The following is a 12,206-nucleotide window of genomic DNA, read 5'->3' on the forward strand; positions in this document are numbered from 1 at the left end:
AAATAGGGAAAAGTTCGTTTCTGCGATACATTGGATATTTGGTGGTAGATATATGGAAGTATTTCTGGCAGAATCCCTCGGTTTTTGCTATGGCGTGAAGCGCGCGATCAAGATGGCGCGTGAGCAGGCCGCGCCTGACGGGTCTTCCTGTACGCTTGGCCCCATCATCCATAATCCGCAGATGGTTTCGCGTCTGGCGCAAGAGGGCGTCGGCATGGTCAATGCTCTGCCCGATTTGGATGAAGGGACGGTCATCATACGTTCACATGGGGTGGGTCCCCTCGTCTATGATGAAGCGAAGGAGCGCGGACTATTGCTCGTAGATGCGACATGTCCGCATGTGAAGAAGGCACAATCGACGGCGCATGAGCTTTTTCAAGAGGGTTATTCTGTCGTTATCGTAGGAGAGAAGTGTCATCCGGAGGTTAAGAGCATCTTCGAATGGGCGGGCGGCGATGCTGTCATCGTGGATTCCATCGAAGGAGCAGAAGCCGTCGTACCGTGCGCACGCATGGGCATCGTCGCGCAGACGACGTTTTCCGGCGCGAAGTTCAAGGAAATCGTGTTCCATTTGCTGGACAAGTCGAATGATGTGCGCATCGTTCGAACGATATGTACGGCGACGGATCAGCGCCAGCAGGCGGCGATCAAGCTCGCACAGCAAGTGGATCTGATGCTCGTCATCGGCGGTAAAAACAGCGCCAATACGACGCGTCTCGCGCAGTTGTGCGCCAAAGAATGCCAAACCTATCATATCGAAACTGCGGCGGAGCTGCAGGACGAATGGTTTGATAAAATCAAAAAAATTGGTATTACAGCCGGAGCTTCAACACCGGACTGGATTATCAAGGAGGTATATCAAAAGTGCAAGAACAGGACATGAAGAGTTTGCTTGAGGCTGAAGAAGAGTCCATGCAGGAGGTAAGGGAACACGATGTCGTAAAGGCTACGGTCGTCGCTGTCGACGATGGGCAGGCTTACGTCAACATCGCCGGTCTCAAGGCGGACATTCCCATCTCGAAGAGAGAGCTTGCGTCTCCCGAGCCGGATTCTGCGAAGGACGTCGTAAAGCTCGATGATGAGATCGAGGTCTTTGTCGTGAGCCTTGGCGGTGAAAACGGCGCGACGGTTTCGAAAGTGCGTGCTGACCGTATGGTCGCATGGAAGGAAATCGAGGCGCTCAAAGAGGACGGAAAGACGGTTGAGGCACAGATCACACAGGTTGTCAAAGGTGGTCTTGTCGCGTCTGTCAGCGGGCTGCGCGGCTTCATTCCGGCATCGCAGATGGAGCTTCACTTCGTCAAGGATCTTTCCATATACGTCGGACAGACGGTGGAAGCCCTGCCGATTGAAATCGACATCCGCAAGCAGCGCCTTGTCCTTTCGCGCCGCAGTCTCTTGGAGGAAGAGCGTGAGAAGAAGCAGGAAGAAGTGTTTTCGAAGCTCGAAGTCGGGCAGATCATCCGCGGTACGGTCAAGCGTCTCGTCGAATACGGTGCATTCATTGATATCGGCGGCGTCGATGGTTTGGCGCATATCTCTGATCTTGCGTGGCATCGCGTGAAACAGCCGTCGGATGTTCTTTCCGTCGGTGATGAAGTCGATGTCTATGTGAAGAACTTCGATCCTGAGACGAAGCGTATCTCCCTGTCTGTCAAAGATACGATGCGCGATCCGTGGCTCGATAAAGCGGAACGCTATGCCGAAGGTACGCACATCAAAGGCAAGATCATTAAACTTACGGATTTCGGCGCTTTCATGGAAATTGAGCCGGGATTTGACGGTCTGATTCCGATGGGTGAGCTTGCCGACCGCCGCATTGCGCGTGCGGATGAAGCGGTGCAGCTTGGCGACATCGTGAAGGTTAAAATCCTTCATATCGACATGAAGCGCAAGCGCATCTCGCTTTCCATCACGAGGGCGCAGCGCGACGCAGAGGTTTCAGACGTTTCCTATTACAAGGATGAGCCTGTCACCAACGAGGAGAGCGGCGAAGCCTAAACCTCACAGCTGAATAAGAACAGTCGGGGAGTGATGAATATTCATCACTCCCTTATTCATCAAAACGGGGCGACATCCCGAGAAAAGTCAGAGGAAAAGCATGTTGTCTGGGGAAATCATACGTGTATCGCCGGGAAGTTTGGCGGAAGAACTGGAACTTGCGGCAGGCGATAAGATCCTTGCTGTCAATGGGCAGGAACTGCGCGACATCATTGATTTGAGCTTCGCATTTGCTGAAGAAGAGATTGAGCTTCTCGTCGAACATGCGGATGGTGAGCAGGAACTGCTTGCCTTTGACAAGGACTGCGACGAAGAACTCGGCGTTGAGTTCGCGTCCGCTGTATTCGACGGTATACGTTCGTGCGGCAACCATTGCTATTTCTGCTTTGTTGATCAGGTGCCTCCGGGCATGAGAAAGAGCTTGTCGGTCAAAGATGACGATTATCGCATGTCATTCCTTTATGGCAACTTCGTCACGCTGACGAATATGCGTGAGCGGGATTTTCAGCGCATTGAGCGCTACCATCTTTCGCCGCTCTTCGTTTCCGTCCACGCGATGAATCCCGACCTGCGCGCCGCCATGCTCAATACAAAGCGTGCGGCTGAGATCGTTCGGCATCTCGATCGGCTCGACGCGGCGGACGTCGAGTACCATACGCAGGTTGTTCTGTGCCCGGGGCTCAACGATGGCAAGGAGCTTGACCGCACGGTGGCGGAGCTTTTGGCAAGACAGCCGCACGCTTTGTCACTCGCCATTGTGCCCGTTGGACTTACGCGCTTTCGAGACGGCTGCTATCCGTTGAAGATGTTCGATCGCGCAGGAGCGGCTGCCGTCATTCGCCAGATCGAGACGTGGCAACGACGGGCACGGGAGAAAATGGGCAAGGGTTTCGTCTATCTGGGCGACGAATTCTATTTCCTCGCGGGACTTCCTGTGCCGCCTGTCGAGGCATACGACGGCTTTCCGCAGCTTGACAACGGCATCGGGCTTGCACGTAATTTCATCGAAGAGTGGAAAAAGGCCGTAGAGAATTTTGGTGCGCCCAAGGGATATGACGCTCCGCTGCATCTGGTGATTCTTTCGGGTACGTCGGTCGCGCCGCTTTTTCGTGAACTTGTGGCAGAGATTTCCGTACCGGGGCTTGCCGTGGATTGCCTGGGTGTGGAAAATGATTACTTCGGCAGATCGGTCAATGTATCGGGGCTTTTGACGGGCGAAGATATGCTGCGTGCGCTTGCGCAGCTTCCCGATGCGCCGGATGGCGTCATTTTGCCCGAATCTGCGCTTCGTACAGGGGAAAATATTTTGCTCGACGATATGACGCTTGAAGCGTTTCGCCGCGCCGTGCCGCAGCTTCGCGTCGAAACGGCGCAGGGCGGCAGCGACCTCGCGCGTGCGCTTCTCGATTGGGAGCATTATCGCGGCGTGGCGGACGCAGCAGCGTCCTACATGTGGCAGAGCAATGCGGCGTATACGAAGCCGCGGGAAGAAAAAAAGGAGGGGATGGAATGAGCAAACCGATCGTGGCGATCGTGGGACGACCCAACGTAGGAAAGTCCACGCTCTTCAATAAACTGGGCAGAAAGCGCGTGTCCATTGTCGACGACCTGCCGGGCGTCACGCGCGACCGTATCTATTTGGACGCCGAATGGCTCGGCAGAGAATTTACGATGATTGATACGGGGGGTATCGAGCTTGATACAAGCGACGTCATCCTGCGCTCAATGCGCCAGCAGGCGCAGATCGCTATGGAGGAGGCGGACGTCATCCTCTTCCTTGTCGATGGGCGTGCAGGGCTGACGCTTGCCGATGAAGAAGTCGGCAAAATACTGCGCACGACGAAGAAGCCTGTGCTCTTGGCGGTCAATAAGATCGATTCACCCAAGCAGGATGCCGATGTCTACGAGTTCTATAACCTCGGCTTGGGCGATCCTGTGCCGATTTCCGCAACGAACGCAATGAATCTCGGCGATCTGCTCGATGCGCTCGTCGCGCTCTTTCCCGAGGGAAGCGCGGAAGAAAAAGAGCCGGATGAGATCAGCATTGCCGTCATCGGCCGCCCGAATGTAGGAAAGTCCTCGCTTGTCAACGCACTCTTGGGCGAGGATCGCGTCATCGTCAGCGATGTTGCGGGCACGACGCGCGATGCCATCGATACGCACTTCATGGCGGAGGACACGAAGTTCATCCTCATTGATACGGCAGGTATGCGCCGCAAGGGGAAAATCGACGCACCGATCGAGCGTTACAGCGTCATGCGTGCGCTGCGTGCCGTTGACCGCGCCGATGTCGTGCTCGTCGTGCTTGACGCCACGGCGGGTATCACGGAGCAGGACAAGAAGATTGCAGGCTATGCGCATGAATCGGGCAAGGCGGTCGTGCTCATCGTCAACAAATGGGACATCTACGAAAATAAAGACGATAAATCCACGCTGCGCTTTACCGATGAATTGCGCATCGAGCTGGGCTTCATCCAATACGCGCCTGTGCTCTACACCTCGGCGCTCACGCATCAGCGCGTCGCGCGCGTCACCGACCTTGTCAAGTATGTGGCGGAACAGGCTTCGATGCGCGTTAAGACAAGCATCCTGAACGATCTCGTGCGCGATATGATCGCGGTCAATCCGCCGCCCGCGCACAAGGGAAAGCAGCTCAAGATTCGCTATATCACGCAGGCGGACATCCGCCCGCCAAAGTTCATCGTCTTTGTCAACGAGCCGGAGCTCATGCACTTCTCGTATCTGCGCTACATTGAAAACAAGCTGCGTGAGAGTTTCGGCTTCGAAGGGACGCCTCTGCGCCTTATCGTGCGCGGCAGGGAGGAGGAAGAGCCATGACGCTGCTCGCCTGTATACTCGCCTATCTTCTGGGATCTGTGCCGAATGGTCTGATTTTGTGCCGCGCGATCTGGCATATCGACATCCGCGAACATGGCAGCCGTAACATCGGCGCGACGAACGTCTACCGCACCTTGGGCAAAGGGCCGGGTGCGGTCGTGTTCCTGCTTGATTTTCTCAAGGGCTTCCTCGGTGTTTACATCGCTATGCTGCTCGTGGGCACGCCGCTCGCCATGGTCATCGGCGGCATCGCCGCGATCCTTGGTCACTCGGCGTCCGTCTTTTTGCGATTCAAGGGCGGTAAAGGCGTCGCCACAGGGCTTGGCGTCATTGCCATGCTGATGCCGGCAGTCACGGGCATCGTCTTTTTTGCATGGCTCGGCATCGTGTTCGTGACGCGCTACGTTTCGCTCGGCTCCATCGTCGGTGCGGTGCTCGTGCCGATCTTCGCCTTTTTATTCGCCTATCCAACGGAATATTTGGCATTTGGCGTACTCGCTGCCGTACTCGTTATTGTGCGCCACCATACGAACATCACGAGACTTTTGAACGGTACGGAAAGCAAGATCAAGGCGGGGCATCGTTGAATAGGGATGGATGAAAATTCTTCTCTTGCCAAATGTCTATAGGGATTGTACAATGGTGTGAGATAATGATATAATTCCAAACGTGGAATTACAATGCAGGAGGAGTTTTTTATGCCAAGAGAACGTAAAGAGAACAAAGATCAAAAATCGCAGAGCGGATTTTTTCTCGTACAGGAGCAGATCTTGCCCGAAGCGATCAAAAAGACGATTCGCGTGAAGGAAATGCTCAAGCGCGGCGACGCCCGCACGATCAATGAGGCGGTCGACAGCATGGGATTGAGCCGCAGCGCCTATTACAAGTACAAGGATTACGTCTTTCCTTTCTACGAGGCAAGCCGCAACAAGATCATCTCGCTGACGCTCCTCCTTGAACACAAGAAGGGCGTCCTTTCGAGCGTGCTCAACACGATTTCGGCAGACTCGGGCAGCGTGCTGACAATCAATCAGGGAATCCCCCTGCAAGGTGTGGCGAATGCAACGGTTTCCATCGAAACGGCGAATCTCTCGGTGGATCTCGAAGCGCTTCTCGACAAACTGCGCATGGTAGACGGTGTGAAGCGCCTTGAGGTTCTCGGTCAGGCGTGATGAAAGGTGAAGAGATGAAAGAAATCAAGATCGGTATGCTGGGTTTCGGCACGGTCGGTACAGGCGTCGTGCGCGTCCTTCGGGAAAATGTGCGGGAGATCACGGCAAAAGCGGGCGTGAAACTCACGCTGAAGTCCGTGCTCGTGCGTGATGCAAAAAAAGAACGCCCCTATATGGAAGGGCTGCATCTGACAGAGAATGTGGATGAAATCCTAAACGATGAGGAAATCGACATCGTCATCGAGCTTCTTGGAGGCATTCATCCGGCGCGTGAGTATATGCTGCTGGCGATGGAAAAGGGAAAAAACGTCGTGACAGCGAACAAGGATGTCGTCGCGCAGTTCGGCAAGGACATGTTCGAGACGATGGAAAAATACGGCGTGGACTTCCATTTTGAAGCGAGCGTCGGCGGCGGTATTCCCATCGTCATGCCGTTGAAGCAGTGCCTGACAGCAAACCGCGTTACAGAGATCATGGGCATCATTAACGGCACGACGAATTACATGCTGACGCAGATGGCAGAGAACGGCTCGGACTATGACAGTGTACTCAAAGAAGCGCAGGCGAAGGGGTACGCTGAAGCGAATCCTGCCGCTGATGTCGAGGGTCTTGATGCGGCGCGTAAGATCGCGATTCTCGCGTCCATAGCTTTCAACACGCGCGTCCGCTTCGAGGATGTATCGGTCGAGGGCATCACGCGTATCACTCCCGAGGATATTGAGTACGCCAAAGCGCTCGGCTACGTCATCAAGCTCCTTGCCATCGGACGCGACCTTGGCGAGGCGGGCGTCGATGTGCGCGTGCATCCCGTGTTTTTGCCGAAAACGCATCCGCTCGCATCCGTCAACAATGTTTACAACGCCATCTTCGTGCGCGGCAACGCGATCGGCGAGGCGATGTTCTACGGGCGCGGCGCCGGCTCATTGCCGACAGCTTCGGCGGTCGTCGCTGACGTCATCGATATTGCACGCGATATGCAGCTCGACACCTTCGGCCGTCTGCACTGCACATGCTATGCACATAAGGGGCTTTGCCCCGTGGAAGAAACAAAGGCGTCCTACTATGTGCGACTCCTCGTCGATGATGAGCCGGGTGTACTTGCCGCCATTGCAACGGCGTTTGGCAATCATAAGGTCAGCTTGAAATCCGTCATTCAGACGAGAAGTTATAAGACACGTGCAGAAATCGTCGCGGTCACGCATATCGTCAAGCATAAGGAGCTGCAGGAAGCTGCAGCAGATCTCAAGAAGCTCTCCGTCATCAGCGAGATTCGCAGCATCATTCGCGTGGAAAGTACACAGGAGGACGGCATGTCATGCTGAACCGAACGATTCGTGTGCGCGTGCCGGGTACGAGTGCGAACTGCGGGCCTGGATTCGACTCCATCGGCGTTGCCTGTACGATTTACAACGATTTGGAACTCACGCTGAAGCAAGAAGAAGAGCTTGTCATCGAAATTGAGGGCGAAGGTGCGGAAAACATCCCGTGTGACGCGCGCAACATCGTCCTTCGCGCCATTCGTACGATCTTGAGGCGTGCGCATCTCGACGATGAAATCAGAGGCTTTCGCATTCGCATGACGAACCATATCCCCTTATCGCGCGGTCTTGGCAGCAGCGCTGCCGCAATCGTCGCAGGGCTCAAGGCGACGAACGCCCTCTTAGGCAATCGCTTTTCCAGGCGCGAGCTTCTGCAGATGGCGACGGACATCGAAGGTCATCCCGACAATGTTGCGCCTGCGATCTTCGGCGGCTTCACGATCAGTGTCGTCACGCGCGGCAAAGTCGAATGCTTCTCTCTGATGCCGCGTATGCCGCTGAAACTCGTCATCGCCGTGCCGGAATTTCCTCTCTCAACGCGGCTTGCCCGAAGCGTGCTGCCCGAACAGGTGAAAATGAAAGATGCTATATTCAACGTGAGTCGTGCGGCGCTTCTTGTCGCTGCGCTGACGAAAGGGCAGCCGCGCTTCCTGCGCAATGCGTTTGCCGACGCTCTGCATCAGCCGTACAGAGAAAAGCTCATCCCCGGCATGACGGATGTCTTTTATGCTGCACGACGCGCGGGCGCTCTGGGGGCAAGCCTCAGCGGCGCCGGACCGTGCCTTATCGCCTATACCTTGGAGAATGAAGAAGCGGTGGCAGAAGCTATGGTCAAGGCTTTCGCGAAACATGAGATCGCGGCGCACGCGCTACGGCTCTCGATTGACGCTCACGGTGCGAGAGTTTTGAAGAACCGCTGACGTGTGAAAAAGTACCGATGCGGGAGGTGTAATGTATGCGGCAGGAGGATTTCGTCAAGGCGGTGGAAAGCGTCGGCGGCAACGTCTATCTTGTCGGCGGCTGGGTGCGTGATCGCCTCAGAGGAGTTGAGCCGCAGGATAAGGATTTTGTCGTCACGGGGCTGGAACGGCAGACTTTCATGCAGCTTTTTCCGCAAGCCGCCCTTATCGGGCGTTCCTTTCCTGTCTATCAGATGCAGATTGACGGTGTGCCGTCGGAGATCGCCTTTGCACGCAGGGAAAGAAAGTCGGGGCGCGGCTACACGGGATTTTCCGTCGACTTTGGCAAGGAAGTTACCATCGAAGAAGATCTTTTCCGCCGTGATACGCGCATCAACAGCATGGCGTTTCACCTGCCTAAGATGGAATTTATTGATCCTTACGACGGACGCGACGACGTCGCGCACCGTCGGATCCGCGCGACGTCGCATCACTTTTCCGAAGATCCCGTAAGGGCATTACGCGCGGCTCGTCAAGCAGCGGAGATGGGATTTTCCATCGACGAAGATACCGTGGCGCAGATGACTCTATGTGCGGCGGAGCTTGCAAAAGAGCCGCACGAGCGCGTCGTGCATGAACTTTCACGTGCACTCGCCGCGCCTGAGCCGTCGCGCTTCTTTTTGGCGTTGGCGCAGGCGAAGCTCTTATCCGCAGTATTTCCCGAAATCTTTGCCTTACAGGGAAAAATGCAGCCTGTCGAGTGCCATCCCGAGGGCGACGCCTTCTGCCACACGATGCAGATCGTCGATGCTGTGGCGAGGGTGACGCCGACGCCTGCTGCGCGTTTTGCCGCGTTGGTTCATGATATCGGCAAGGGGACGACGCCCAAAGAAATGCTGCCGCATCATTACGGGCACGAAGTGCGCGGCGTCGAAGTGCTCGAATCGTGGAATTCACGTATGACACTGCCGAAGACGTGGCTGACGGCGGCTCGCTTCGTCATCCGAGAGCACATGCGCGCACCTCTTCTAAAAAAGGCGGGCAAGATCGCTGATCTTCTGTTTATGATCGAAAAATCGGGGCTTTCGTTCCCCGATTTTCTTTGCATCATCCGCGCCGATCACGGCTCTCTGCCGCCATATCTTTCACGAGGCGCGGAGCTGCTCGAAAGATTGCGTCAGGTGCGCGGCAGTGAAGCGCCGCCTGCTCTTTATGGAGCCGCCGTTGGAAAATGGCTGCGTGAAGAGCGTGGGCGGCTCTTGAAGCGGTATCTTTCCGCTTGATTTTGCCGCCGTTCGTCTTTTTCCGCAGACTGCTTAAAACCCCGTGCTTGCGGCGATCTTCTTTACAAGAAAGGAAAAATTCCTTATAATAGTTCTGTCAGATAAGGGAAACAAGAAGGAGTGGTTCGCATGGCAGTCATTCTGCCTTATAAAGGCATATCGCCGAAGATCGATCCGACGGCTTTGATCGCGCCGAACGCGACGATCATCGGCGATGTGACGATCAGGGAAGGGGCGAACATCTGGTTCAATGTTGTGATTCGCGGCGATTTGCAGCCCGTCGTCATCGGCAGGTATACGAATGTGCAGGACAATGCAACGATTCATGTCATGGGCGACACACCGACGGTCATCGGCGACTATGTGACGATCGGGCATAACACGCTGATCCACTGCAGTAAGGTCGGCGACAACTGTCTGATCGGCATGGGATCCACCTTGCTCGGCTATACGGAGATCGGAGAAAATACGATTATCGGTGCGGCGACGCTTCTGACCCAGCACAAGAAGATTCCGCATGATTCCCTGGTCTACGGCAATCCTTCGCGCATTGTCCGCGCGCTGCGCGAAGATGAGGTCGAGGCGGTGCACGCCTCGGCGATGAACTACTGCAAGCTCGCCCGAGTTTATCGGGAGGAGCGCGAAGCGCGGGAACATCAAGGAAAGTAAAAGGAGATATGAAGATGCAGGAAAAGACTTTGGTACTCATCAAGCCGGACGCTTTCGAGAAGCAGCACACGGGCGATATCATCGCCATCTACGAAAAGGCGGGGCTTAAGATCCTCGCGATGAAGCTCATGCAGATGACGCCGCGCGTGGCAAAGAAGCATTACGCCGAGCATATCGGACGCCCCTACTATGCAGAACTTGAAGAATTTATGACGTCGGCGCCGCTCGTCGCTATGGTACTCGCAGGTGATGACGCCATTGCTCGCGTGCGTGAACTCAACGGCAAGACGAATCCTGCGGAGGCTGCCGAAGGAACGATTCGCAAACTCTACGCCGAGAGCGTCGGCAAAAATGCCGTTCATGCTTCCGACAGCCCCGAGAGTGCAGCGCGTGAGATCGCTATTTTCTTCAGCGCGATTGAAGTTCTCGACTGATCGGATATTTTTGCCGCGAGCTTTTTGATCGTTTGACTGCGTTGGGGTGATGAAGATGGGCGTTTATACGAAAACGGGGGACAAGGGGCAGACGAGTCTCTACACAGGTGAGCGCGTGGACAAAAATTCGCTGCGTGTCGAGACCTACGGCTCTGTGGATGAAGTAGGATCGGCTCTCGCGATGGCGCGAGCCTTTGCGACAAAAGAAATCGTGCGAGAGAAGATTTTTGCACTTTTGAAGAAGCTGCCGCTTCTTATGGCAGACATTGCGAGTCTTGGGGAAAAACCGATGATTACGCGCGAGGATGCGGAAATGCTCGAAAAGGATATTGACGCCATCGATGCGAAGCTGCCGAAACTCGATCACTTTTTGATTCCGGGTGCGACGCAGGCAGGCGCAATGCTCGACCTCGCGCGTACTACGGTGCGCCGCGCCGAACGCCGCTTCTGCGCTCTGGCGAAAGAGGATGATCTTCACGAAGAAGATCGCGTATTCCTCAACCGCCTCTCCGACTATTGCTTCATGCTCATGCGTCTGGAAGAAGAGGCAGAGTAAGCGCTGTGCTTCTATATGATCTTGGCATAGAAAATCCCTCCTGTTGTAGTTTTTTTCTGCAACAGGAGGGATTTTTGTCGCGATTCATATTTTCGAGCGAGTCCGAGGTGTTAGGGAACGCGTCCTTTATTTTCCATACATGCGTGCCAAAGGATTGTCCTTGAAGATATTTCCCTGCTCGATGTAGCGATGCACCATCTTCTCCGACTTGTGGCGCGTCTGGCGCATGATGGTCAGAGCATCGACATCGTGCTGCGCGGCGCTCGTGGCGAAGCCTCGCCGCAGGCTGTGTCCGGCGAAATCCTCTTCGCTGAGTCCCGCCTTCTTGATGTATTTCTTGACGATGAGAGCCACGGACTTGTCCGAAAGCTGTGTATCGCGCAGCTCATGGTTGCGCTTGAACGGGCGAAAGAGCGGGCCTTTTTTGATGCCGCTGAGGGAAAGCCAAGCACGGAGCGCACGCACGGCGCAGATTTCTGCATCGGGTGCATAGGGGATGCCGATATAGCTGCCCTTGCCGAGCTGATCGCCCTTCGATTTACCGATGAAGACGACCATGCCTTCTGCGGAAAATTTTATATCCTCGGCAGAGAGTGCGACAAGCTCCGAGCGGCGAAAAGCGCCGGCAAAGCCGAGGAGAAGCAGCGCTTTGTCGCGAATCGAGGTCTCATCTTCGCCGAAGCCGTCGGCAATCAGATAGAGCGTCTCCAAAAGAATCGGCGCTTTGCCGTGCTGGAACGTACCCTTTTCGCGGCGAATGGCGGACATGGCGTTGCGCACAAGGCCGGAATGTGCGGGATTGTCGCGCTTGTAGCCGGCGGCGATGTGGTTTTCTGAGATCGCCGTGACGCGGCGAGAGACAGTGTTTGCTTTCGCGTTGTCCGCCAAGTCGTTGATATAGTTGACGATGGTTTCCGGCTCGGCGGGCAGGGCGCACTTCTCTTGATGCTCGCACCAGTCAGCGAAATCGTTCCAGTCGCTTGCGTAGGATTTGATCGTATTGAACGCCTTGCTCTTTTGCATACGCCGCTTGCT

General features: G+C 55.4%; 13 protein-coding genes. 12 read left to right on the top strand and 1 reads right to left on the bottom strand.

Annotated features, from left to right (window positions below; genetic code table 11):
- Positions 1 to 52: 52 nt before the first annotated feature.
- The 12 genes from ispH to ACO5Z0_RS07560 all read left to right on the top strand — a co-directional run bounded on the left by ispH (position 53) and on the right by ACO5Z0_RS07560 (position 11,171).
- The gene (gene ispH / locus ACO5Z0_RS07505) at positions 53 to 883 is read left to right on the top strand and encodes a 4-hydroxy-3-methylbut-2-enyl diphosphate reductase (RefSeq protein WP_485649776.1); all 831 of its coding nucleotides are present in this window, start codon (positions 53 to 55) and stop codon (positions 881 to 883) included.
- The gene (gene rpsA, locus ACO5Z0_RS07510; protein ID WP_442672461.1) at positions 880 to 2,001 is read left to right on the top strand and encodes a 30S ribosomal protein S1; all 1,122 of its coding nucleotides are present in this window, start codon (positions 880 to 882) and stop codon (positions 1,999 to 2,001) included. Before ispH ends, rpsA begins: the two co-directional genes overlap by 4 nt.
- A 100-nt stretch (positions 2,002 to 2,101) precedes the next feature.
- Entirely contained in the window at positions 2,102 to 3,514 is a 1,413-nt protein-coding gene (locus ACO5Z0_RS07515) for a DUF512 domain-containing protein (RefSeq protein WP_485649777.1), read from the top strand.
- Positions 3,511 to 4,839 carry a ribosome biogenesis GTPase Der gene (gene der, locus ACO5Z0_RS07520; protein ID WP_485649778.1) on the top strand — a complete coding sequence of 443 codons (1,329 nt, stop codon included), beginning with the start codon at positions 3,511 to 3,513 and terminating at the stop codon, positions 4,837 to 4,839. The genes ACO5Z0_RS07515 and der overlap by 4 nt, the downstream gene beginning before the upstream one ends.
- Positions 4,836 to 5,426 carry a glycerol-3-phosphate 1-O-acyltransferase PlsY gene (gene plsY, locus ACO5Z0_RS07525; protein WP_485649779.1) on the top strand — a complete coding sequence of 197 codons (591 nt, stop codon included), beginning with the start codon at positions 4,836 to 4,838 and terminating at the stop codon, positions 5,424 to 5,426. The genes der and plsY overlap by 4 nt, the downstream gene beginning before the upstream one ends.
- A 111-nt stretch (positions 5,427 to 5,537) precedes the next feature.
- Positions 5,538 to 6,011, top strand: coding sequence for an ACT domain-containing protein (locus tag ACO5Z0_RS07530; RefSeq protein WP_442672451.1), 474 nt, complete (start codon positions 5,538 to 5,540; stop codon positions 6,009 to 6,011).
- A 14-nt stretch (positions 6,012 to 6,025) separates the two neighbouring features.
- Positions 6,026 to 7,333, top strand: a complete 1,308-nt coding sequence (locus tag ACO5Z0_RS07535; protein ID WP_485649780.1) for a homoserine dehydrogenase — start codon at positions 6,026 to 6,028, stop codon at positions 7,331 to 7,333.
- Positions 7,327 to 8,250, top strand: a complete 924-nt coding sequence (gene thrB, locus ACO5Z0_RS07540) for a homoserine kinase (RefSeq protein ID WP_485649781.1) — start codon at positions 7,327 to 7,329, stop codon at positions 8,248 to 8,250. The genes ACO5Z0_RS07535 and thrB overlap by 7 nt, the downstream gene beginning before the upstream one ends.
- A 35-nt stretch (positions 8,251 to 8,285) precedes the next feature.
- Entirely contained in the window at positions 8,286 to 9,512 is a 1,227-nt protein-coding gene (locus tag ACO5Z0_RS07545) for a tRNA nucleotidyltransferase/poly(A) polymerase-related protein (RefSeq protein WP_485649782.1), read from the top strand.
- A gap of 129 nt (positions 9,513 to 9,641) precedes the next feature.
- Positions 9,642 to 10,181: a gamma carbonic anhydrase family protein gene (locus ACO5Z0_RS07550; protein ID WP_442672455.1), complete on the top strand. Its 540-nt coding sequence runs from the start codon at positions 9,642 to 9,644 to the stop codon at positions 10,179 to 10,181.
- A 14-nt stretch (positions 10,182 to 10,195) separates the two neighbouring features.
- Entirely contained in the window at positions 10,196 to 10,615 is a 420-nt protein-coding gene (ndk, locus tag ACO5Z0_RS07555; RefSeq protein ID WP_442675971.1) for a nucleoside-diphosphate kinase, read from the top strand.
- A 55-nt stretch (positions 10,616 to 10,670) separates the two neighbouring features.
- Positions 10,671 to 11,171, top strand: coding sequence for a cob(I)yrinic acid a,c-diamide adenosyltransferase (locus tag ACO5Z0_RS07560; RefSeq protein ID WP_485649783.1), 501 nt, complete (start codon positions 10,671 to 10,673; stop codon positions 11,169 to 11,171).
- 126 nt (positions 11,172 to 11,297) lie between these two features.
- On the opposite strand, the gene ACO5Z0_RS07565 is transcribed toward ACO5Z0_RS07560, so the two are convergent.
- The gene (locus ACO5Z0_RS07565; protein ID WP_485649784.1) at positions 11,298 to 12,194 is read right to left on the bottom strand and encodes a site-specific integrase; all 897 of its coding nucleotides are present in this window, start codon (positions 12,192 to 12,194) and stop codon (positions 11,298 to 11,300) included.
- Positions 12,195 to 12,206 lie beyond the last annotated feature (12 nt).

It is taken from the genome of Selenomonas sp. (assembly GCF_057272215.1).

What these genes read in the sequence shown, in the direction of transcription:
- ispH (WP_485649776.1), top strand. Translation starts at nt 53, where the DNA reads ATGGAAGTATTTCTGGCAGAATCCCTCGGTTTTTGCTATGGCGTGAAG.
- rpsA (WP_442672461.1), top strand. Translation starts at nt 880, where the DNA reads ATGAAGAGTTTGCTTGAGGCTGAAGAAGAGTCCATGCAGGAGGTAAGG.
- ACO5Z0_RS07515 (WP_485649777.1), top strand. Translation starts at nt 2,102, where the DNA reads ATGTTGTCTGGGGAAATCATACGTGTATCGCCGGGAAGTTTGGCGGAA.
- der (WP_485649778.1), top strand. Translation starts at nt 3,511, where the DNA reads ATGAGCAAACCGATCGTGGCGATCGTGGGACGACCCAACGTAGGAAAG.
- plsY (WP_485649779.1), top strand. Translation starts at nt 4,836, where the DNA reads ATGACGCTGCTCGCCTGTATACTCGCCTATCTTCTGGGATCTGTGCCG.
- ACO5Z0_RS07530 (WP_442672451.1), top strand. Translation starts at nt 5,538, where the DNA reads ATGCCAAGAGAACGTAAAGAGAACAAAGATCAAAAATCGCAGAGCGGA.
- ACO5Z0_RS07535 (WP_485649780.1), top strand. Translation starts at nt 6,026, where the DNA reads ATGAAAGAAATCAAGATCGGTATGCTGGGTTTCGGCACGGTCGGTACA.
- thrB (WP_485649781.1), top strand. Translation starts at nt 7,327, where the DNA reads ATGCTGAACCGAACGATTCGTGTGCGCGTGCCGGGTACGAGTGCGAAC.
- ACO5Z0_RS07545 (WP_485649782.1), top strand. Translation starts at nt 8,286, where the DNA reads ATGCGGCAGGAGGATTTCGTCAAGGCGGTGGAAAGCGTCGGCGGCAAC.
- ACO5Z0_RS07550 (WP_442672455.1), top strand. Translation starts at nt 9,642, where the DNA reads ATGGCAGTCATTCTGCCTTATAAAGGCATATCGCCGAAGATCGATCCG.
- ndk (WP_442675971.1), top strand. Translation starts at nt 10,196, where the DNA reads ATGCAGGAAAAGACTTTGGTACTCATCAAGCCGGACGCTTTCGAGAAG.
- ACO5Z0_RS07560 (WP_485649783.1), top strand. Translation starts at nt 10,671, where the DNA reads ATGGGCGTTTATACGAAAACGGGGGACAAGGGGCAGACGAGTCTCTAC.
- ACO5Z0_RS07565 (WP_485649784.1), bottom strand. Translation starts at nt 12,194, where the DNA reads ATGCAAAAGAGCAAGGCGTTCAATACGATCAAATCCTACGCAAGCGAC.